This is a genomic window from Amycolatopsis alba DSM 44262, assembly GCF_000384215.1.
GTDB classification, from domain to species: domain Bacteria; phylum Actinomycetota; class Actinomycetes; order Mycobacteriales; family Pseudonocardiaceae; genus Amycolatopsis; species Amycolatopsis alba.
In genome coordinates this window covers 2,612,322-2,635,619 of sequence record NZ_KB913032.1, presented here as the reverse complement: position 1 = coordinate 2,635,619, position 23,298 = coordinate 2,612,322, and the positions used below count along the sequence as shown (strand labels likewise).

General features: G+C 64.4%; 9 protein-coding genes and 1 tRNA gene. 2 read left to right on the top strand and 8 right to left on the bottom strand.

Annotation, left to right across the window (positions count from 1 at the left end; genetic code table 11):
- Positions 1–3: 3 nt before the first annotated feature.
- The 3 genes from AMYAL_RS0112290 to AMYAL_RS0112280 are packed head-to-tail and all read right to left on the bottom strand — an operon-like array spanning position 4 to position 13,783.
- On the bottom strand, positions 4–6,252 hold the full coding sequence (locus AMYAL_RS0112290; protein WP_020631605.1) for a DEAD/DEAH box helicase: 6,249 nt from the start codon (positions 6,250–6,252) through the stop codon (positions 4–6).
- Complete coding sequence (locus AMYAL_RS0112285; RefSeq protein ID WP_020631604.1) at positions 6,249–10,922, bottom strand: Eco57I restriction-modification methylase domain-containing protein; 4,674 nt, start codon at positions 10,920–10,922, stop codon at positions 6,249–6,251. Before AMYAL_RS0112285 ends, AMYAL_RS0112290 begins: the two co-directional genes overlap by 4 nt.
- On the bottom strand, positions 10,922–13,783 hold the full coding sequence (locus AMYAL_RS0112280) for a helicase-related protein (RefSeq protein ID WP_026467001.1): 2,862 nt from the start codon (positions 13,781–13,783) through the stop codon (positions 10,922–10,924). The genes AMYAL_RS0112285 and AMYAL_RS0112280 overlap by 1 nt, the downstream gene beginning before the upstream one ends.
- Positions 13,784–13,819: 36 nt before the next feature.
- Here AMYAL_RS0112280 and AMYAL_RS48385 point away from each other — a divergent pair, with 36 nt between their 5' ends.
- Positions 13,820–14,344 carry a very short patch repair endonuclease gene (locus tag AMYAL_RS48385; RefSeq protein WP_245192895.1) on the top strand — a complete coding sequence of 175 codons (525 nt, stop codon included), beginning with the start codon at positions 13,820–13,822 and terminating at the stop codon, positions 14,342–14,344.
- Here AMYAL_RS48385 and AMYAL_RS0112275 read toward each other — a convergent pair.
- The 3 genes from AMYAL_RS0112275 to AMYAL_RS0112265 are packed head-to-tail and all read right to left on the bottom strand — an operon-like array spanning position 14,280 to position 20,588.
- Entirely contained in the window at positions 14,280–16,013 is a 1,734-nt protein-coding gene (locus tag AMYAL_RS0112275) for a hypothetical protein (protein ID WP_020631601.1), read from the bottom strand. The two genes, AMYAL_RS48385 and AMYAL_RS0112275, sit on opposite strands and share 65 nt — an antisense overlap.
- Before the next feature lie 12 nt (positions 16,014–16,025).
- A complete protein-coding gene (locus AMYAL_RS0112270; RefSeq protein WP_026467000.1) occupies positions 16,026–19,073 on the bottom strand; it encodes a helicase-related protein in 3,048 nt (1,015 codons plus the stop codon).
- Between the two features lie 30 nt (positions 19,074–19,103).
- Positions 19,104–20,588 (bottom strand): sigma-70 family RNA polymerase sigma factor, encoded by a 1,485-nt coding sequence (locus AMYAL_RS0112265; RefSeq protein WP_020631599.1) that lies wholly within the window; start codon positions 20,586–20,588, stop codon positions 19,104–19,106.
- A 237-nt stretch (positions 20,589–20,825) separates the two neighbouring features.
- Between AMYAL_RS0112265 and AMYAL_RS0112260 the strand changes: the two genes are divergently transcribed.
- Positions 20,826–21,962 carry a DNA cytosine methyltransferase gene (locus AMYAL_RS0112260; RefSeq protein WP_051137523.1) on the top strand — a complete coding sequence of 379 codons (1,137 nt, stop codon included), beginning with the start codon at positions 20,826–20,828 and terminating at the stop codon, positions 21,960–21,962.
- A gap of 280 nt (positions 21,963–22,242) precedes the next feature.
- Here AMYAL_RS0112260 and AMYAL_RS0112255 read toward each other — a convergent pair.
- Both AMYAL_RS0112255 and sepX read right to left on the bottom strand, forming a co-directional pair.
- Positions 22,243–22,315 (bottom strand) — tRNA-Ala (locus tag AMYAL_RS0112255).
- Between the two features lie 71 nt (positions 22,316–22,386).
- Positions 22,387–23,193, bottom strand: coding sequence for a divisome protein SepX/GlpR (gene sepX, locus AMYAL_RS0112250; protein ID WP_020631597.1), 807 nt, complete (start codon positions 23,191–23,193; stop codon positions 22,387–22,389).
- Between the last annotated feature and the right edge of the window lie 105 nt (positions 23,194–23,298).

Below are 23,298 nucleotides of genomic sequence, written 5' to 3'. Positions count from 1 at the left end.
TTCCTACGCCAGTGGGAGTGCGGCGAAGATCTGTTCCAGTTCGGCTTCCACGACCCGCCATCCTGCCGCGATCAAGTCGTCCCGGTCCTGCTGGGGTGTGTGTTCGAAAACGACGGCGACACGCTCCGTAGGCCAGCAGATGTCGAGCATGATTCCGTCGGGACCCTCGATCCCGATCTTGGGTGGCGCAACTCCGCCGTGCGCGGCGAGTTTTGCGACGAGCTGGCGTTCGATGTCCGATCCGGCAGAGTCGTAAACGTCGGCCCAGGCACCCAGCGGCCTGTCTTCCTGGGGTAGTTCCTCCACTGGCGTAGTACCTGGGCTCACCTGGCTGGTCGTCGTGATCACTGTCGGCCAGTCGCGCGCAGCGAGCGCGTTGGACAGCTGCAGCCAACCACGCCACCCATCGGCGTGCGTATCGCCCAACTCCTCGTCGCGGTCGTCCAGCACGACCGCCACTCGCACCAGCCCGTTAGACAACAACATCTCGACGGTGGCGGCAAGCGCGCCTGCCCGGTACAGATGCACCTTGCGGTCGCCAATCGGGATGTGCTCGTCGAGCAGGGCCGCCCGGGCGACGACCTCCAGATCGACGGTGTCGGGGACGGTAACCGGTTGAGCGCCACGGGAGAGGAACATCGGCACCGCCCGGCTGACGGCGCGAACCGCGTTCGGCGCCGGGGCAAGCACCCAGTCGACCAGCCAATCCACCGGGCCGCGCCCGAGCGCCCGGTACGCCTCCGGTGGCGCCTGGAATGGCGGCACGTTCAGGAGATTTCCTGCCAGGTCCGGGTGATACCACGACGGCTGCTCGATCGCGTCGAGGTCGGCCATGGTGACGGCGAGGACGAGCAGTCCTGCGTCGCGCAGGTTCGCGCGTTTCGTAGCGTCGTCGGCGAGCCGGTTGCAGGTCGATGTGGCGTGATAGGCCCGGCCGTCGGTGAAGATCGCGATGTCCGGCACGTTCATGTCGTTGGTCTGCAGCAGAAAGTCCGGCCGTGAGTCGGCCACGTTCGCCTGAGGGGTCAACGTCCATTGCCGGTGTCCACCGGGGAAGGTGAAGCGCACTACGTTGCCAGTGGGACCGGGGGTCTCGGTGACAGTGGCGCCCGCGCGGCGGAGCTTGCCGACGAACAGTCGGTGGAACGCGCGCTCCAGATGGGATTCCGGTTCCTCGTATGGCGCCACTTCGGTCACCGTCCAGGTCGTTCCGTCTGCGGTCGACGCGTCGGCAGGCAAGCCGAGCAGGGTGCGCAGGTGCCGTTCCGTCGACGACCTGGACGCGCGGCTGACCATGCCAGGGGCCACGAACGGCAGCAGACAGCGATGGCAGGCCAGCCGTAGCTCGTGCCTGCATTCACACTCACGAACCCGTTGCCAGGCAAGCACCAGTAGCTCCCGCAGCTGCTCAGGAGCGGCGGTTTCGGCGAGATAGCCGGTACCACCGGGCACCACGTCGTGCAGCAGGATCGCTTCGTGGTTGTCGGTGCCGTCCGAGTGCGTCGGATCCACCACGAACTCGACCTGGATATGGTCGGGGTGGCCACCCATGCGTTCGCGCAATCCGAGCAGCAGTGCGGCGCCGAGGCTGGGAACCGCGAAGTCGTCCCCAAGGGTGACCACGCGAGGAAGCCTGATCAGCAGTCCTTGGGTGCGCAACGTTCGAGACAACGCGATGGTGCTCGTCACCTCGTCCGTTGCCGTCCGATAAGGGCACCAAGGTCGGTGCTCGTGTGGCCGGTTTCGGCCGGTCTCGGTGTCCTTCACACCGCACCCGGAGCACACCCGGAACAGCAGTCCCTGACGCGCCTCGCCACTGATCATGCGGGTGGCGCCCTGGCCGGGCGGGCCGAGGTTGATCCAGGTGAGATCGACGCTTCGCAGGTACGTGCAGCCAAGCCCAGTGTCCTCGACGAACCAGCGGCGTACCGCGTTCGCCGGGTCGATGTCGGCCGAGGTGACGATGTGGAACGCGGCCCGGTCGCGGTCGTCGCGCCGGTCGGAGATCGCCACTTCGTCCCGCCGGACCTCGGCCGAGACTCTGGTCAACTCGACTACGTCGAGCCGTTGCCCGGTATCGGAAATCCCCCGGCTGCCGCATCGAGGACACGGCGGGACTGGTAGATCTCGGCCGGTTTCGGCGACGTCCGCGGAGTACCCGCAGGACGGACAGAACGCCCAGGTGCGAATCGACGCGCCGTCGAGGCCGAGGTCCACCGCATCGATGGTGATCTCCCAGCCACGAGCATAGAACGTGGCGCCGGGCGCGAAATCACGCAACGCCAGCGCGGAACCGCGATTGAACCGAGCTGAGCCGTATTCGTGCGCACCGGTGTCAGGGTCGGTCCAGGACAACCCGACGTCGAGGGTGACCGAGTCGTCGAGCAAAGTGTAGTTGGGGAACAGCCCGTACTCCTCCAACACGCTGATCCAGTACGTGCCATTCAAGTGCCCGAGTTGCCCGGAGGTGAGTTTCGCGGTCGCCTTCGCTGAACGCAGCGCTTGCTTGTCGTCGTCGGTGGCGGCAGGCGACGCGATCTTGGCTTCGAGGTCCGGCAGCAACTCGGTGATAGCTTTCTCTCGCCGCCGCAATGTGTCTACTGTGGACTGCCAGCGCACGCTCGCGGCGTGCACGTGCGCGGCGAAGCCGCTGGTTCCTGGCCCGGAGTTTGGCCGAAGCCACTCGCGCAGTTGCATGACGACGTCGTCGGGCAGGTTTGTGAAGGTTGCAGTGAATGCGGCAAGGTGGTCGTCGGCACCCTGCTCGGCGTGCCGAACGAGTTCGCCGAGGAACGTACCAGGCTTGTCCGATCCGATTGCGCTGACTGCAGCGCGCGGGTGTGGACGCCGGGGATCGCGGGCGAAGCCATCGGCGAGGTAGGCAATGTACTGTCGGCGCAGGATCTCTTCCGCGGCAAGGTAAGTGGCGGGCGGTCGAACCTCGCCGTCCACGACGGACAACGGGTCGCCGATCTTGGGTAGCTGGTCGCCACGTCCGGTGACGAACGCCAAGCTCAACGCGTTGCCGGTGAGACGACCAGCGCGGCCGACGCGTTGCAGGTAGGAGGCCACTGTGCGCGGCAACGAAGCCAGAAACACCGCGGACAGATCACCGATGTCGATACCCATTTCCAACGTCGGCGTCGCGACCAGCACGTTCGGGGCCTGCGGGCTGCCTGCCGCGTTGCGAAAACCTTCTTCGTAGGCCAGCCGGGTCTTGTCGTCCAGCAGGCTGGTGTGTTCACGGGCGACCACGCGCCGCATGTCCGGGGATGCGTAAAGACGCCGGTAGAAGTTGTCCGGCGACTCCTCTACCCGCAGCCTCCCGCGGCAACGGTCGTGCAAACAGGGCGCAGCGATGAGCTGGTCGATGGCGGCGGACGAGCCGGGTGTCACAGCGCGACAGGTGTCGCAGACCAGCAGACGCGGCGCGGTGTCCGGCGGCGCGACCACGACACCAGAGGCTGGGATGGCGTACACAGTGGCACCGGCGTCGCTGATGGTCGTGCTAAGCACACCGTCGCGGGCGAGCCGATCGAACAAGAGCTTGGCCAGCCGCCCGCCGTCCAGCGGGGACACGTCGAGCACTCGGCTGGTCCAGCGGGCGTACCAGGACTGGGATGAGGTGACGGCGTCCACACCGCGTCCGGTGGCGCCGGTCCCACCGACCTTCGGGTATGCAGGAGCGGGGCGGTTTCTGGGGAACGCGGGCATGCCTTCGCTGCGTGGCCGGCCGCCCCAGATCGACCAATCCCGGCCGTCTTCGGTGCGTAGCCGGTCGAACCAGGGGTGGTCGATGGCGCCCTGCGCGCGCATCCGGTCCAATACGCCACGTACCCACGCGATCATCGTCGCGTCGGAGCGTGGATCGCTGAAGAGTTTGTCCTGCCAAGACGTACCTGTCAGCGCGGACCGTGCAACTCCGGCGATGCGTTGCGGCGTCCCGGCTTCCACCTCGACGGCGACTGTGCCGGTGAGTTCCAGCGTTCGCCCTGTCCGCGAGTTGAGTCCGAACTCCAGTGCGGCGGCGAGCGCGAGCCGTTTACGTACCCTGGACCGCACGGCCGCGCGTACCGCGCGCAGTGTCGGGGCCTGCCAGAACGGGACGAACGATTCCCGGTCGGCGCAGTCCGGGGCGAGGATCCGGTAGCGGGCAAACGGGTCGTCGCCCGACTGCTGGATCACCTCGTCTACCAGCGCGTCCAGGGTGAGCGGGCCGTCGGCGACGGCGTCGGCGAACACCGAACGCAGGGTGAGGGTGTGCGAGCGGGCCTGCACGAAGCCGGCCCTGTGTGCGGCGTCCTGCACCGAGTCGGTGAATACGAGTGCCTTCTTCTCGCGTGTGTCCAGGCTCGGCGTACCGAACAACGTGGACAGCGACACCGACAGCAGAGTGGCGATCGCGCTGCCGAGGAACCGGATACCGTCTTCCTGACCGCACGACGGGCAAGTGTCCTTGTTCGCGTCGGCGTCCGTGTCGAGACCGGTGGTGGTGAGCACCGGCAAGATCCAGCCGTCACGCAGTTCCGGGTCGTCCTCGGCAACGCTGGTGAGCAGTTCTCGGTGACGAACGGAAAACCACACCAGCCTCTCGACAGGCTGGTCGTCGTCCAGGTCTGTGGCGGCTTCGGCGGGCGCGTAGAGCAGAGCCCGGAACCGGCCCTCGCGGGCGGCGTGGTTGCGTCGGATGTCTTCGTCTTGGACCGCCAGACTGTTGCCGACCGGAGCAAGCCCGACACCCCAGCCAGACCGGCCGCAGTGCCTGCAGAAGATGGCCGGGAACGATGGCCGGGCTTCGGCGTCGTCCGCGACGGCCGGGCCGTCGTCGCTCCAGCGGAACCGGGTGGCCGCGGAGGCAGTCCTGTCGATGCGGGTCAACTCGCGCACCCATTGGTGTACGTCCACCGACAACGCTGCCCTGCCGGCGACGGCACGGACGTGCCCGAGCGCGCCGATCACGTAGCCGACGAACTCCAGGTCCGTGCCGAGGACGTCAGTGGCCAGGTCGTCGAGCGCGATCGCGGCTTCGGTGTGCCGGACGAGGTCATGAATCAGCGGGTGCGCCCGACAGGCAGCGTTGAGTCGTTCCGGTGTGGCGTCGGCGAACGCTGTCGCGTCGACGCCGTAGAGCGAGCCGAGCGCGATGTGCGCGAGTTGCTCACCAGTCGGGTCGTGCCCGAGTTCCTTGACCTTCTTCACGATGCCCAGTACGTCGAGGTCGGCCAGTGGGACCGGCTCAAGTCCCGGCTCTGCGCCCTCGGACCACTCGTCGAGGCCGAGCCGGGTTTCGGTGACTACCGCTTCAGCGTCGAATTCCTCGCCGAACACGGTCGCGGCAAAGTCGAGCATGACCGTCGGGTCGCCCTTGTCGCCCAAGGTGGCGGAGGTGGCGACCGGTGCCGCGAGCCCTAGCGGGCGTCGTCGCGCGGCGGCGTCGATGTCGGGGTCGTCGTCGTTCCAGTGACTTTTCAGCGCCAAGCCGAGGCGGCGCAGCAGCATCGCGACGTCGGTACCCTGCGCGCCGTCGTAGGTATGGAACTCGTCGAGCACCACGTAACGAAGGCTGGTCGCGGACTGCCGCCAAATCTTCTGATCCTCTACCCGCAACAGCAGTTGGTCGAGCATCTTGTAATTGGTGAGCAGGATGTCTGGTGCAGTGTCCTGGATGATGCCGCGGTCGGTGATCAGCCCATCTTTTGTGACACTGGCGCGCGTTGCTCCGTCCTGACCGGTGTAGAGAGCCGCGGTGACGTCGGCGAGTTCGCGGTGCGTGGTGAGCAGGGTGGTGAGCCGGCCCGCCTGGTCGTTGGCGAGCGCGTTCATCGGATACAGGATCAGAGCTTTTGTGCCCTTTTCGCCGTTGCGCCGGGCGCGCAGGACGTGGTCGATGATCGGGTACAGGAACGCCTCGGTCTTGCCGGAGCCAGTGCCGGTGGTCACCAGCGTCGGTAGCGGACGGCGCTCCTGTCCATCCACCGAGGATGCGAGTCGGGCGAACGTGGCGGCCTGGTGCCCGTACGGCGGGAAGCCTTCGTACCAGTCGAGAGTGTCTCGCCAGCCTTCGTCGGCAGGACGGAATGGCATACGGAGTCGGACGTAAGGACCCTTGAACATGCCGGTGTCCGGATCGGAGAGAAACCGATCGAGCGCATCCCGCGCGTCTCCATCGGTCAGTCCGAACGTGGTCGTCAGGTAGTCGACGAGACCGACCCTGATCCGATCGGCCTGCAGTGTCGGCAGCAGCTCACTCACGAGCGCTCCTCAAGACGCCGCTGGAACTCCGCATACGCCACCCGCATGTCGTGCTCTCTGTCCAACGTGATGAACGGCAACTCGTACGTGTAGGTGTTCCCGACCTGGTTGGTGGCCGTCCGCTCCTCCTCGGACATCCGATCCCCCTTCTTCCGCCACACGGTGAGCACGGAATTAGGAACCAGCCGTCCGTTGGCGTCGTAGTGGTAGAAGTTCCGATCGTACCCGTAGAGCACTGAGAAATGCGTCCGGTAAATCGAGCACAACTCGTCCGCGGTGAGCCCAAGAGTCAACGCAACCAGTGCATCAATTTCCACCAGTGCCTGTCGTCGGTCAGCTGCAATCCGGAGGGGTGTGTCAACGTTCCAATCAGGGCCGACGTCGCCAAGGTTCGAGCGCTTGGCATGCATGAATCCGCTGGCCCATGAATCCTCGCTAAATGCTTGGTTGAAGCAGTGTTGCCAAAGTTTGCCATAAGCATCCGTGACACAATTCAACCGCAAGGTGCGTAGCATGAGCTCAAGCAGGAATTCTCCTTGGGTATAAGAAAGGCGACCAATAGTAGAACCAGTAATTGCCGACTTGGGTGCAACTCGCACGGCAAAATCAGCCAGCAAAGACGACATGAACGCTGCGGTGGCAACCAAAGACTCTTGCTCGGAGTTCGGCGCCCCTACCGTCGACACGGTGTGGACATGTGTGCTACCTGGGGGAACAAGTGCCGGGATCAAGGTGCGTTCACCGGTGTTCGCGGCCATGGCTCGCCAGGCAATGCGATAGTAGTCGCGAGCTGGGTACTCGTTGTCGTCGCCCCAATGGGTGTAGTCGAGGTCGTAGTGGGCTCGGTTGCCTCGGGGTTTGTAGGCGGTGACTGGTATCGCATCGGTGGCCAACGCCTCGAAGTCCGTCGCCGACCAGTCGAGATGATTCAGCATCGTCTCGTTCGGCGCCTTGTAAAATGGAGTTGCCACGAACAGGTGTGGACCTTGCAGGATTACGTCACCCCACGACGCAGGCGCCCCCCATTTCGACTCGAACCGGCCCCTCTTTCGGTCAATGGTTTCATTCCAACCACGAGAGAATTGGAGGCCCAACTCGCCGATTCGGGGAAGGTCGGCAAGTTTGTCGAGAACGGTTGAGGCGGAGCGGTTGACCGCATAGACCATCCGGGTCTGGCGGACCGGAACGTCGTCCGATTCGAGGATCGCATGCCAGGTGGCCAACGTGTCGTCGGTGACGGTCGTGATCCTGTCCCGATGCGGCCGCAGATCCCAATTACCGTCGGGATCCTTGAAGCCGGGCTCGGGGCCGGATCCGTCGTGCTCTTGCGAACGAATGGCGGTGTCGGGATGATACATCGACACCGAACTAAGGAACTTTACATAATCTCGCGAAGTGCCATAAATGTTGACGCCATAATGCTTTTGATGCTGAATCTCAAAGAGTTGAAGTTCATTGATAAACTCCCAATGTTGCCTCAGTCGTGAATATGCTGCAGCTCGCAGATCGCCAGCATTCTCGTCCGTAAAATGAGATTCGAGGCTTATAAGGCCAATGGTGCCGAAATGTGAGACGTGCCGCCAGGTTTGTTCCATAAAACAGCGATAGAGGTCAGATCGGAGACCTTGCAGGTGTGGATATTGAGGCGGGGAGCCGACGAATTCGGCCAGGCAAGCCACGTCGACGGTGCCGTCAATGACGAGGTCACGAATGCCGGGTAGGGCAAGCGTCGTTTCACGTTTCTGCGCTCGCTTCTGCTCGGACGGTTTGACCGCAAGTTCCCACCAGGGGTCGCCTTCTGCCAGCAGGGCATCAAAGTTAGAGTCGGGGCGGACCCAGGGTGGGTTTCCTACTTGGAGGTCGAAGCCGCCTCGGGCGAATACTGTGGCAAAGTCCAGGTTCCAGTGGAAGAAACCCTGCTGTTGAGCCACCCGTTCGCACACCGCTAACCAGCGGTGGTCGCGAAGCACAGTGGCTACCGGCCGGGCGCCGGAAAAGGTGAGTTCGAGGTCTTCCGCCTGGTTGAGTTCGTTCCAGTCGGCGGCCTGGGCGAAGGTCGGGCCTGAGTTCTTCTTGCGGATCTCCGGGCTACGGCCGAGCAGGCCTTGTAGGGCTTCGATCCAGCCGTCCAGGTTCGGGGGTGGCGTGTCGGTGGTTAACGGCCAGAACCATAAGGCGGTCCAGGCGTCCATGACGCGGCGGAGGCGTTGGTAGGCGCCGTTTGGATTGGCCAGTGTGGTCTCGATCTGTTCGCGTTTCACCGCGCCGCCAGCCGGAAGATCGTCGGCGCCCCAGACTGGAACGTCCCGTCGGATCTCCTGTTCGGCTATGTTGAGCCTACGGTAGGTGATTTGCCAGAGCATCTCGACCCGGTGCGCGAGCTCGGTGAGCGCGTTCACTTGTTTCTGGGTGGGTTTGGTGCGGACCTTCTTGCGCCACTCCTTCAAAGCCTTCACCGCGTCTGGGGTGAGCACGGCGACTTCCTTCGCTTCCGCGGCAGCGCCCCAGCCGTCCGCGGGCAGGAGGAAGTGATGGATGCCGTCGGCGGCGATCCGATCGTTCGCGACGTCGTCGACGAGCGAGGTGAGCGGGATGTCTCGCGGGATTTCGGTGAGCCAGGACTTGGTGCTCACCTGGTTGCGGGAGTAGACCGCGCGGCGTGCCCCGACCAGGGAGTTGCCGCGGCGCAGGTGCAGGCCGAACCACGGCGCGGACAAGCCGGAGACCATTGTGTCCAGCCAGAGCGAGATTTCCGCAAGCTCCACCGCGGTGGAGTTGAGGTCGACCCCGTACACGTTGTGCAGCGCCAGATATGCTTTGACCTCTTGCAAGCGGCGGGGGTACTCATCCGGATCGATCCGGATGCCGAGTTCCGCTTGCCTGCGCTTGAGGTACTGGTCCGCCAGCTGTCGGACCGCTTCGATCGCGAACGCGCCGGAGCCGAGCGCGGGTTCGCACACGGTGAACGTGAGGATGTCCGCCGCGCTCGTTGTCCCATCCTGGTCGAGCAGTTCTTCCAGCGCCTGGCCGACGGTGAAACGGGTGAGGACCTCCGGGGTGTAGTACGACGCGGATTGCTGGCGCTCCCGGCCAGCAAGGCGGAAGACGAACGAACCCTTCGGGTGCAGCACCGGACGTTTCTCCCCGGTACGCGGGTCGATGGACTTGACGAAGTCGTCTGGTGAGATGTCGTGCGCACGATCGACGGGCACCACCCACGATCCCTTGACGCTGTCGCCGCCCTTGGCCACTTCGTACAAATCGGTCTCGGCGAAGAAACCGGTGTAGGACATCAGGCCCTCGTACACTGCGCCCAACTGGTTGATGCCGAGTTCCGCATAGGAAATAAAGCCGCGGTCCTTGCCACGGGATTCCTTGCTGAGCAACAAGTGCGTGAGCACCTGCTGCAACGCGGCATTGCCGAGCCGCACCTCGTCGATGTGCGCGGTCTTCGCCGGCTGGAACAAGTCGGCGCGCAGCGCATTGAACGTGAGTCCTCCCGTGGCCTCCGACTCGTCGTCACCCGTCAACGGGGCGTGGCCGTTGTCGACCAGCCGAAACAACACCGCCAGGGATTCGTACAGGTGAGTTCCGCTGCGGGCCTGCGGGGTGGCCAGTTCCACCTGGATCAGCTCCCGCAGCCGGTCGAGGCTGTAACCCTGGTCGTATTCCGGGGCGCCGGCTGGGAGCACTCCGAGTTCGGGTGACGCCTCGGCGTAGAGGAGGAACAGGATGCGGTACAGGAACCGCAGCGACTGTTTCGCCAGCTCCTGTGCCTCGGTGGTGGGGAGCGGATCGAGGCCCTGCGCCCGGCGGCGGTCGAGTACCTCGTTGGCGATGATCTCGATCGACAGACGGACGCCGTCGCGGAGATCCTTCGACACCCCCACGGTGTGCTTGACAGACGCTTCAAGCACTCCGTGCCACCAGATGGCGCCTTCCGCGTCAGGGGCGATCGACTCCGCGGACAAGCAGGTGAGCGCCCGGTCGATCTCGCCGGCCTTCTTGGTGTCGTTACGTTCGCAAACCAATTGCAGGTCGACTGCCAGATAGCGGCCTTCGGCCCAGCGATCCCGTTCCGCCAGCAGCGCCCATCGACCGGCAAGCACCAGCACGAATTCGGGGGCCTCCTCGGCGACGAACAACGACGACGTCAGCCGGGCGACGGACTTGATCTCCTCGTCGTCCTCGGTGAGTTGCACCGGTTCTGGCAGCGTCACCGCGTCACGGGCGAGCAGATCTTCCACCGCGCCGACCGGGCGAGCCGACAGCACCACCAGCGGGGCATGTTTCTCGACGCCGGGGGCAGACACCCGAAGGAGCGGGCCGGACCGATCGAGCACCAGGCCGTGGCCGGTCAAGCCAAGGACGCCGATCAGTCGCTCATGCACGTCCGCGGCGACAACGTCCGCGGTACGGCCGTCACGGACGGTTGCCGCCTCTGCGGACGGGTCGAGCAGCTCGGCCATCAGAGCAAGATCGCGTTCCAGGTCCTGACGGGCGCTGATGAACCTAGACCGGGGCGTATCACGGCCTTCTTTGTCTTCGTCGTCCCAGAATTTCCGCCGCTCCGACACTTTCGCGCGAAAGGACTCCTTGGTGGCGTCGGTGCTGAAGTAGTGCTCGGAGAGCCAGCCTTCACCGACGATGATCGCGTCCGAACCGGCCATCATTTCTCTCCTTCGGATTCCGGAACGACCACCAGCAGCGGGCGGACCAGTTGCCGGTCCGGCGCCATCGCGGCCACCATCGCCCGCTCTTGGTCCACGGTTGCCCGGCGGAGTTTGAGTTCACTGCGTTGGATGAGGGCCTCGGCCTCGTCCTCCCAGTGGTCCAATCGGGCCGACCATTGCTTGACCCGGCTCTTCACGTCCTCGGCCGCTGCGTCGAACAAGGTACGCACGTGTCGTTCAGCCTGGTGAACGGCCGGGGCGACGAGAGCTTTCAGGCCGGTGACGTCGACCGGGCCGGGGTTGGTGCGGGCCTCGTCCCAGCCGAGTTCGATGAACGCATCGCGTGCCGAGCCGTGCGGCGCGATCAACGCGAAGGTTGGGTTCTCCTGATCCGGGAACTGGGCGGTCAACCAGGCGACCGCGACGACCTGGCCGCGTTTGTTGGTCAACGTGCCGACCAGCAGCACAGTGGGCGCGTCGACGGAACCGCGCACGGCGAACACCTCGTTGCGACCCAACGCGGCCAGCGCTCGGTCCGCCGCCCAGTCCAGCACCGGGTGCAGCGGCGCAAGGTAGTGCGCGTCCGGCCAGCTCAGTTTCGAGGCGTCGCGCAGCGCGGCGGCAAGCCGGTCCTTGCCGCGTGCCGGGGTGGTGGCCAGCACCAGCTTCTCGGTGACTTTGCGTTCAGCCAGATACCGCTGGGGCAATACGTCGAAACGCTGCACCAGATCTGGTGGCGGGACGAGTTCCGCAGTGCCGAAGTCGACATTCCTTCGCCAGCCAACACCGTCTTTGGACGGAGCCGCGGTCGGGTCGATGAACGCCTGACGTAAAGCGTCCTCCAGATAGGACACGTCGTCGGGGTAGAGCGTGGGGCCGGTTTTGGTCGGCTCTGGCGGGCTCGGGGCCGGCTGCTGCGTGCTGGGGGTGTCGAAGAGCTGGGCGAACAACGCGGTGAGGTCGTTGCCCGCGGCGACGTCCGTGACCGGGCGGACCACGTCGTCGAGCTCCTTGCGGCCGGCCAGCACCGCGCGGATGTCGTCCTCCTCGCTCTTCACGTCGTAGTGGCCCATCAGCGAAGCGACGTCACCGAGCGCGGTGTGCGCCTCGTTCTCCTTCTCGAGCAGCCTGGCCAGAATCCGTACGTCACCGGCGAACTTCTCACCGTCCGGATCAAGCAGCAAAGCAGTGATCAACGGGGGATTTTTCTGCCCGTACCGGTCGATCCGGCCGTTGCGTTGCTCGATCCGGATCAGGCTCCACGGGATGTCGTAATGAATCAGGTGGTGGCATTGCGCGTGCAGGTTGACGCCCTCGGACGCGACGTCCCCGGTGACCAGCACCCGCACCGGCGCCTGTTCCTGTTTGAACGCCTCGACGACAGCTTGCTGCTTGTCGTCGGCGAGCCCGCCGTGCATCAACTCCACGGCTTCGGCAGGCACTTTCAGGTCCTTCGGCAAACTACGTTGAAGCCACCGCAACGTCTCCACCCGCTCAGCGAACACCACGGCGCGGATCGGCTTGTTCTTGCCGACCCCGATCTTCTTCAGGTGCTCGACAAGCCGCTGATACTTCGCGGAGGTCCGGCAATTGTCATTCAGCTCGGCAAGTTCCTGCAGCGCCCGGCGTTCCCGCGCGGCCTGATCGTCGTCGCCGAGCCTGCCAAGTCTGCCGTCGATGCTTTCCCGCAGGGCTGCCGGTGAGGACAGAAACGCCTTGGCCAAGGTCCACGGAAACAGCGACGCGTTTTGTCCCGAATAAGGACTCCCGCCTGGCCCCGGCCAAAGCCAGGTGTCCGCGAGCTCACGAGCGACCGCATTCTCCTCGGTCGTCGCTGGGACGAGAAGGTTCTCCGGCTCCTGCCGCGGTGCCCAGTCGGCGCCGACGACCTGTGCGACCTCCGGGCTGTGCCGGTGCCTGCGCACTACCAGCCTGCGCACCTCTTCCTTGTCGAGCTGGCCGTCCGGTGGAACTGCGGACGGATCGAGCAGTCTGAGCAGTTCGGCGAACGAGTCGGCACGCCCGTTGTGCGGCGTCGCCGACGCGAGGATCAACGCCTCGGCGTTACGGGCGAGGATCCTGGCCAGTCGGTTGTTCATCGTCGTCGAGTTGGACAGGTTGTGCGACTCGTCGATCACCACTGCGTCCCAGCGCTGTTTGCTCAGGCTCGCCACGTAGCGGTCCGACTTCAGTGTGTCGATCGAGATGATCGCCCGCTTGAAATAGGTGAACGGATTACGGGTGGCAGGCAGCTTCTGCCGCACCCGCTGAATCCCCGCCGAGTCCAGCCGTACGAACGGCAATGCGAATCGGCACCAGAGCTCGTGCTGCATTTGTTCCAGCACGTGCCTGGGTGTCACGACGAGAATGCGTTCACCTCGCCCTCGGCGCACCAGCTCCGAGAGGATCATGCCGATCTCGAGGGTCTTGCCGAGCCCAACCGCGTCCGCCAGGAGCAGCCGTGGTCTCAGGTTCGCTGGATCGAGCGCCTTGCGTACTGCCGACTGCTGGTAGCTCAATGCGTCGGCGAGCCCCCGTGTGGCCACCGACAACGCCTGCTCGCCGATGGGCTGTGGGGTCTTGCGGATCGTCGACTCCAGCCAGAGCCGGGCGGTGCGGTAGCGGGGACTGTCGTCGGTGACGACCGTCGCGTCGGCGGGCTCCAGGGGGACGACCTCGTCGAGGTTGCGGTAGAACGACGCACTGGTGCCTCTGACCAGCTCGCCAAGGCCTTGCACATGAACGAGCTGCCCGTCAGTGGTCTCTTCCACTGCGCTGACCAGCCATTCCTCTCCTCTGATCAGCACCGTCGAGCCAGGTGCGACCGCCCCATCGGCTTCAGGCTTCGTTGCCGTCACAACTACCTCTCGGTCTTGGTTACGTCACTGACAAGAATGGTCGACATCGCGGCGGGTTCGTTACCGACCGAGAAGTTAGGGTCTGGTGTCATGGATCACTCGCCGACGCCGCTGGACGCCGCGACCTCTGCGCGGCTGCGTCGCCAGCCCCGCTCGAGCACGAAACCGGAGGTCGTGTTGCGCCGCGAGCTCCACCGCCGGGGCCTGCGGTTCCGGGTGAACCATCCCGGCCTTCCTGGTCGTCCGGACATCGTGCTCACGAGAGTGAAGGTCGCTGTGTTCGTGGACGGCTGCTTCTGGCACCGCTGTCCCGAGCACGGCACGTTGCCACGTAACAACCGAGACTGGTGGCGGGCCAAACTCGACCGCAACGTCGACCGCGACCGGGCCAAGGACGCCGCCCTCGCCGAACTTGGCTGGCACGTGATGCACGTGTGGGAACACGAGCCGACCGAGCGGGCCGCCGATCGGGTCGAAACCGAGTGGCGGCGCAGGGTCATGAGCCGATCCGCAAATAGCCACCAGGACCGAACAGCGCGTCCCGGTTCAGGAACCGGTTGAAGAACCTGCACGACGGCTCGCCAAGGTGCACGCAGGCGCTGCACGCTCCGCTGCCGCGGCTGCACCCCGGGTCCAACGGGCATCGGTGCTCGGCGTCCACGAAAGCCTTCAGCAAATCGTCCAAATTGGACTCGAACACCGCCTGCAAACCGCCGAGCACGAAGTCACCACGAGCTCCCGCGTACACGAAGAACGCCAGGTGACCGGGGACCAGGTACTCGCTCAACGCGTCCCGTTCGATCCCGGAAAACGCTGCGGTCTGCCGGATGAACCGGTGCGCATAGGTGTGAATCAACCGCAGCAGGTCCGCACCCGGCGAGTTGTCGGACTGGGGGGCCGTCTTGTCCGGCGGTGTGACTGATTCCAGGATTGCCACCCTGGCCTCTACCGGGTCGGTGTTGCCCGCAGACCACCCTGTCAGCGTGTGGCCGTGTCCGGTCAGCCAGTTGGCGACCCGGACGGGGTCCAAGCGAACCAGGTAGGCCTCCGTCTCGGCCATGCTGCCATAGAGTCGGTAGCCGCCTCCGCGTCGACGGAACGGCACCAGAGTGCATTTCGCTGGGTTGTCGTCCCCTCTGGTAAACCCGTACATGGCAGTGAGGACCGGGAACTTGTCGACCAAATCCAGTCCGTCGATGCCCGCACGCGTCAGGGCTGCCGGGTACGCTGTGCGATAGCGCCGATCGAGTTGGTCGCCCTGCGTCGAGCCGCGCAACGCAGTGGTCGGCTGCCTGATTTCGGCCAGCGCCATGGCGATATCGACTGCCGCGCGTTCAGCCTCCTCCCTGCGCGCTTCGGACAAGGAATCAACTGGATGCTCGCCGGGCTTGGCCAATTGTCCGCCTTGCTCGGCCATGTCCGCCATGTTCTTTGCGAACGTCTCGTCCATGCCGTCTTTGACGAGTTTGGCTAGAAACTCGTCCTTGGTTTGCTTCGCAACGACGTCCGCTGGTCGCTCTGCGTTGAGACCGTCAACTATCCACGCCAGCGCCTTCCGGGCGCCTCCGGCCAATTTGAGGTTCTCCCGATGTTCTGGGCGCGGCGGGTTGATCAGTACCATGCTTCTTGGTGTGTAGACGGTGCGTGCTTTGTGCACGTTCCAGCGGAACGCGCCGTCGCCACACGGACATTTCCGGTTGAAACCGAGCCCGTTCATCGTTGTCGTCTGGCATTCCGGGCACACGAACGCGATGTCCGCGGCCTTGGCGCTTTTCGGAATGACGACCTTTACGTCGTCGTGTACGGCACAGCGGCGGATATACGGCACTTCGGTTCGGCCGCAGTCATGAATGCCAACGAAATGCAGCTGTCCCCAACGGTGCTGGCCACATTTACACTTCCTGTTCAAGGATTTGCCGATGCGTTTGCAGGCGCGGCACAACCATATCTCCGGATACCGTTCGACGGTCACACCGCGCCGCTCGTCCAACTCGACGACCTCGACCGATGCCCCAGGCAGTTCCGCCCCGACTCCGCTGTCTTTGCCGTTTGCCGTCCACGCAGCGATCTCGCGACGCAAACTCCACCGCACCCGTTCGGTGTCCACCTCGATCGGCATGGGGGCCGACCATTCGGTGACCCGGTAGATGTCGCCGCGAAGATCGACGGTCTGCTCGGGCAGAAACGTCCGCAAGATCTGGCTGCCGCTTCGACTTCCCAAAATCGTCATGTCGTTCCAAGCTCAATCGTGAATGGGGGCGGTCGCTTCGACGTCCCGCAGGCTCCTCATAGGCGGGGTCGGTCCGATTTCGCTCATGAAGTTCGTCTTCAAGGTCGGGTCTTCGAGGTCGGCAAACCAGTCCTTCAGCCAGTCGAGGATCTGCTGCTGATGCAGCGAGTCCTCGGCGCCGTCGAGGCCGAACACTGCCGCGACTGCGTCCGCCTCCTCCTGCGGTGTCAGGCCGAGGGCGTTCAGGTAGACACGCAACTTCTCCGGCGTGCTCAACCGCTGCTTGCTCGCCGGTTCGCGAAGCATCAACGTGCGGGCGGCCACCGCACCCGCGATCGTGAGGTCGAGGACGCGCCGGCTGCGCCTGGTGATCGGGATCGGATCGACGAACCGGTCACCTTGGCGGACGTACGGGCCAAAGTGACGGAACGTCTGTGCATCGCGTTCCCGGCCGATCTTGTGCAGCACGTACACCAGTCCCGGCTGCGAACGGCCGACCCGCGCGGTCGTCTGGATGAACTCCGCGGTGGTCAACGGCAGGCCGAGCATCACCATCGTGTTGAGTCGTTCGACGTCCACGCCATGCGAGAGCATCGAACTGGCTGCGACCACGTGCACCCGATCGGTGAAATCCTTCTCGGGCTTCTCCAGTCGTTCCAGAATGGCCCGGACCTCGTCGAACTCGGTCTGGCCTGTGAGCTGTTCGACGTTGATCCCTTCGACGGTGTTGTTGCTGCCCAAACTCCGCCCTGCGGCCTCCACGTCGTAAAGCGTGGAGCCGTACACGACGTTGGTGCCGTACTGGCTGACCAGCATCTCGGCGTCCTTGGGATCGACGCCCGCTTCCGCGCAAACCCTCGCCGGGTCGTCGATCAACTCCCTGATACAGCGTTGCAACGTGTCCAGGGTGCGGTCGCTGACGTGTTCGAGAGTTACGCCTCGGGGAGCGACGGCGACGAACCGCCGCAACGGTTGAGCGGTCGGCACCGTCCAAAACGACTCGCCTGCGCGTGGGCCGGGTTGTGGGAACACCCGACCTTCGCGCTGGTAAAGCACATCGACCTGTCGTTCGTAGCCTGTCAGCGTCGCGCTGCTGGCCACGATCTTGGCGCGGCTCCCGCTCGTTTCGTGCTGCAGATGATCGAGCAGGCTCTCGTAATGCGCGTCGACGGCGCCGAGGCTGTCCCGTAGCAGGTGCAACTCGTCCTGGAGCCGTAGCGTCGGCGCGAACCGTGTCTCGTCTATTGGCAAGCCCATCAAACTGCCCTGGCAGTTCGGTACCAAGCAACCGTTTGGTGTCCTCGCGCGATCCGCATAGGTGAACCCATGCCACGCCTCCGAACACGACCCGCGCGGTGGACCGACCAACCCCCGCATGGCCTGCTGCAAACTGATTGACGCCGCCTTGTCCAAAGTGCCGACCACCACCGTCGGCAGGAACCGGTACACCTCTTGGTCCACCACGTACACCGGAAGCGCACGGTTCGCGTAACGACAGTTCTCGTTCTTGCAACAGTGTTCGAGCATCCAACGCTGCCTGTTGAAGCGCATGTCCAGGTTCTCGTCCCGGCAGAATGGACAGCGCAACAGCACCTGGTACTTGTCCGGCACTCCTGGGCTTTCCGGAGTGACTTCATCGTCCTTCGCTGTCGCCGTTGGCACGATCTTGTTGGGAGTGCCTGCCTGGCCGACGAGAAATCCGAGGCTGAAAGGTGCCCCGCCGACCTTGTGATCCTGACGCACGATTTCAGCGGAGGCCAGTGCGTCGGCAAACCGCTGGGTTTGCTGCAAACTGAGCAGGCGCAAGGGGAAACGGGACCAGGCGGTCACGCCTACGGTCTTTCCGGTAAGTCGGTCGTAGAACGCCGCGGTCAGCAACAATCCGAGGTAGGTTTCGGTCTTGCCGCCACCAGTGGCGAACCAGACGGTGTCGACATAGGCGGCTTCTTCAGCCGGTTCGACCAAGAACCGAACTGACGACAGCAGGAAGCCGATCTGGAACGGCCTCCAGTCGGGGTACTTGTCCCTGGTGCTGTCCCCGATCGCCTCGTTCATCAACTGGAACGCCCGCAACAGTGCGGGCGTGGACTCCAACAAAGCCAAACCGGTACGTAGCCTGTCCAGCTCGGCGAACACCGCTTGCGCCGACGCATCTGCCTCTGCGCGCATGGCGTCCGTCCAGCCCTCGGCATCGTGCCGGACGTCCAGCGCGGCAGGTGCCCAGTGTGTGTCGTCGTACTGGGCCAGCGCATCCACCAGCTTCGCCAACTGTGGCAATGGGTCATGGGCCAGGACCGAGAATTTCAGGTCCGGTTTTGGATAGGTGCGATCCCAGTAGTCGGGTCTGCGGGTTTGCACGCTGACGGTGTCCGTGCTGCGAAAGACTCCTGGCGCCACCTCGTCAACTCCGACGTTGACTCCGTACGCTGGCACCGCACGGTCGTAGCGGAAACTGTCGGGCAGAGACTCCAATTGAAACGGCACCGTAGCGAGACCCGAGATTTCGAGCTCGGTCTCGTACAGATGCGAATCTGTGACACCCTTCTGCGGGCTGGTGTTGACCAACTGAACCACCAGCTCGGTCTGCTGGTGCCAGTCCTCCACCTCCACACGTACCTCGGCGGTCAGACCGGGAGCGCCGACAGCAGCGAACGCCGCAGCCAGTTGCGCGGAGCCGAACGACCCGCCGTTGCCGCCGACCGAAACGGGCACCTTTTCCTCGACGAGGCCCGTACGCCACCAGCGCTTGTCCGGATCAGGCCCGTCTTTGGAATCCTTCACCCAGCCCCTCGCGCGTACGATCACGGACATCGACCATGACGGAGGGCTTGATGGCCGCAACCGAATGCCGATGGCACAAGGGTCCAGCCTTTCGGACCGTTCGTCGCCAGCAGCCTTCTGGACCTCTTCCTCGCAGGCCAGCCGACCCAGCCAGAAGGTTCCCGACGGGGCTACCTCCAGCCGGTCCAGGCCATCACCTCGTCCTGCTGCGACGACCCGGCGGTCGAGCCAGTCGACGAACGCCTGACATGCTTGCTCCGACTGGTTGCTGCCGTTCACTTGCTTCGATCCCTCCAGTGCGACGCCGGCTCAGCCGAACTTCAAGTCATCCATGATGTACGACCGCAAAGACGTCGTACAGTTACTCTCGCGTAACTTGGTCAACGAACGCTTTTCCAGCTGACGGATGCGCTCGCGTGTCACACCCAACGACGCGCCGATGGCTTCGAGCGTCTCCTCGTTGCCTGTACCGATGCCGTACCTGCGTTCCAGGACCTGGGCTTCCCGCATCGACAGACTGGAACGAAGTGTTCGAGTCAAATGCTCTCTCATTTGTGCATGGACAGCGATCTGTGCTGGATCGGTACGACCATCACGGTCTTCCTCGGAGGCCAATACGTCGGACAAGCGAAGATCACCGTCGTCCCCCAATAGTCCATCGAGGCTGATCACTGGCCTGTCCAGGTCCAGCAATGCCTGGACGTCTCCTGGTTCCAAGTGGGCTTTGCCGGCGATCTCGACCCACGTGGGCTTCCTGCCAAACTGCCCGGTCAGGTCACGCATCGCTTTCCGCACTTTCTGAACCTTCTCGTGTACGTGAACCGGGATGCGGATCAACCTGCCGCGATCGCCGATGCCACGCTCGATCCCCTGCCTGATCCACCACGTGGCGTACGTCGAAAACTTGAATCCCTTCGACCCGTCGAACTTCTCGGCTGCCCGGATCAGCCCGCAGTTGCCATCCTGGATGCGGTCCAGGAACTCCACGCCAGATGCCTCGTAATGCCGGAGCTTGGCAATGGACACCACTAGTCGCAGATTGGCGCACACCAATTGAGCATGAGCACGTAGTCCGCGCTCGATCTGCATCTGCAGGCTCCGGCGCAGAGACACTTCCAACGTATCACCCGTGGACAGGTTCAATTCGTCTCGGGCCGAGATACCTTGCGAGATCAGCGACCATAATTCAATCTCTCGCTGACCATCGATCAAGGGGTAGCGGGCCACCGTTTTCAAGTACTGGCCGACCGCATCCTGCTGATGCCCCAGGCTCACGCCGCTCTGCTGCTGGAGCGGCGCGGACTCGTCGGGCACAACCCCAGCCTCGGCCAGCCGTTCCGATAGGTCATGATGTTGGCGGGGGCTGAGCTCTCGTTTACTGACGAGCAGCGCGATTTCGGCCTGGGTGAGCTGCTCGCCTTTTCGTAGCCAGTCCCCGAGGAGATCGTCGAACGTTCGCCCCACCACGTCTTCGGCACTCCGCAAGACGGTCGGCTCTGGGGCGCCCCCGAACATCCAGGCGAGATCGACGCCCGCGGCTTCCTCTTCGAGCTCGGCCGGCTTTCGGCTCGGTTCTTGAACCGGCACGTTGGTAGCGCTTTCACCGGTCGAGCTCGGCTCGTCTTGATCCCAAGCAGCCAACAAGCGATCGACGTCGCGGTGGCTCAGGTGATGGCGCTTGGTGAACTCCCAAATGGCGTGCCGTCCCGGACGTCCACCATAGCTCTCTGAGATCGACCGCAGCTCGTCGGCAAGACTGTCGGTACCCGGCGTGGGGCATGCGGGCGTCGCCATGTCCAACTCCTCCCTCGGTTACCGATTGACGTCGAGGCGAGACTCCTCAACGTTAGACCCGCACGTGAGGTCGTCACTAATCGTTATAAAGATCGACACTCCGTGCAAGGCTCATCGATACGATCGCCGCTGCAGGTCCGCAAGCCAACCGACCGAGTTGCGGTCACCGTCGGATTTGTTGGGCCTGACCTCGTGTCCGGTCGCCCTCCGCAGCCTTAGATCGACTACAGTCCCAACGTGACCGCTCGACCCTCGATCATCTCTGCTGTCGATCTCTTTTGCGGTGTGGGCGGCCTCTCGTACGGCCTACGCGAGGCTGGCGTCCAGATCGCCGCCGGGGTCGACATCGATCCAGCCTGCGCGTACCCGTTCCGCACCAACATTGGAGCGCCATTCCATCAGCAGGACATCCGCAAAGTCGAGGCTGCTGATCTCGCAACGATGTGGCATGCCCGTGCTCGCGTCCGTGTTCTGGCTGGCTGCGCTCCCTGTCAGCCGTTTTCGTCGTACCGGCGAGGTGTCGATACGTCAAAGGAACCCGCCTGGCCGCTCGTCGACGAGATGCTCCGGCTCATCGAGGGAACACTGCCAGAGGTGGTCACGATGGAAAACGTCACCCGCATTGGCAGTGCCTCGGTGTTCAGGAACTTTGTCACTGGTCTCGAGAAGCTCGGCTATCACGTCGATGCTCAGTCTTGCTACGGTCCGGCGCACGGCGTGCCTCAGCACCGCAGGCGGATGGTCCTCCTCGGTTCGCGATTGGGTGAGATCACCGTGCCGAAGGGCGCCTTCGCGCCCGAGAAGTACCCCACGGTGCGTCAGGCCATCTCTGCCCTCCCGCCTGTAGCACACGGAGAAGCAGATCCTCAAGATCGCCTTCACAAGAGCCGCAGCCTGAGTGCGACCAACTTGGAGCGGATCAAGCGGTCCAAGCCTGGGGGGACCTGGGAAGATTGGCCGGAAGAACTGCGATCCGCATGCCACCGGAAGGACTCTGGGGCGACCTTCCGCAATGTCTATGCGCGCATGGGGTGGGACGAGCCGTCGCCCACGATCACCACCATGGCGTACAACTTCGGGACGGGACGGTTCGGCCACCCCGAACAAGATCGGGCTCTCACCTTGCGAGAGGCAGCCAACCTCCAGAGCTTCCCGCCGGATTACGAGTTCGTGGCCCCGGACCAGCCGGTCCAACTCGCTCCGCTTGGTCGGCTGATCGGCAATGCCGTACCACCTCGGCTCGCTGAAGCCGTGGGGCGAACGATCGTGGATCACGTCAAGGGGACTGCTGGGGACTCGACCAAACCCGCTGCCGCTCGGCACTCTGGTAAACGGGCGAAGCAACCAGCGCGCCCGCGCGGAAGCAAAGGCTGAGCACGATTCGAACGCCAGGATACCCACCGCAAGACTTCACTCCAGCTGGCAGCTGATTGCCTGGTGGGTATCTTCTTCGCGTGCCGCAGCCATTCTGCTTGGGCATTGTTGTTTGTCGCGCGTGCGGAAGGCCGGGTTGTCATCTCCGGACTGCGGCGATCGGCCAACAGGCCTAGGTGGCGATGAGCAGTTCGCCGACCATCATGCAGTCGTAGACTGGACGACCTCGAAACCTAAAAAATCTCCGACCCGCAGCACCGGGTCGGAGATTTTTGAACTGTGGAGCTGAGGGGAATCGAACCCCTGACCTTCTCGATGCGAACGAGACGCGCTACCAACTGCGCTACAGCCCCTAGTGAAACTTGCCCCTCATTCAGGGCTCCATGAGCTTATCAGTGGCTCACAGAGCCCCGAACGCGGGGGGTCACTCTCCGGCGGCCCGGCGGAAAGGCCTGGTCCCTGGCTCGTCGAGCTCGTGGAAGGCCGGATCCTCGTCGTCGAGGTCGACGACGACGGCTTGGCGCCGGATGCGGGACATCGGGGAAGGTTTGCGCTCCACGACTTCCGGGCGCTCGGCGGCGACGACCTCGATGTCCTCGTGGGCTTCGGGGCTTTCGTCGTCGGCGATCGTGCGGCGCGGGGCGCGGGTGTTGTTGAAGCGGGCCTGGCGGCGCTGCCGGATCTCGTTCTCGATGCGGACCTGGCGGCGCAGGTAGATGAGGTAGCCGATGAGGACGGCGTCGACGACACCGTTGGCCCACCAGACCGTGGGGGTCAGGAAGCCGGCGACGGCGGCGGTGGTGACCACCAGGACCAGGAGTGCGATGACGATCCGCTGCCGGAACGCGTATTTGGCGCGCGCGGCGATGTCCGCGGCCTCGGGGTCGAAACCGCCTCGGCCAGGCCGGTAACCGGCGCCTTGGCGTTCTCTTTCGGTGTGGGACCCGCGCGAGGGCTGGGGAAGCGGTTCGGCTTCCGGTTCCTCGTCTTCGAGGTCGGCGTCGAGTTCCGCCTCGAGCTCGGCCAGATCGTCTTCTACCGACGGTTCCGTGTTCTCCGCCATGGCGAACTCCTCCGGTCCCTCTTGGCGTGTGCTCCCGCTCCGCACGACCCGCGCCGCCATGGCCGAGTCCGTCGTCCGTGCGACCTGCTGGCGCTTGCGGGCGACCATGGGCACGAGAACGACGAGCCATGCCGCTGCGAGCGCGACGATGATCACCGAACTGGGCATCTCCCGTCACCTCCCCCGATCCACTGCTGTAGTCACGCTAGCCACAACAGTCACACACGCCGCGCAGACTCGCCGGTTCCGATCACGGAAAATGCCTCACCAAAT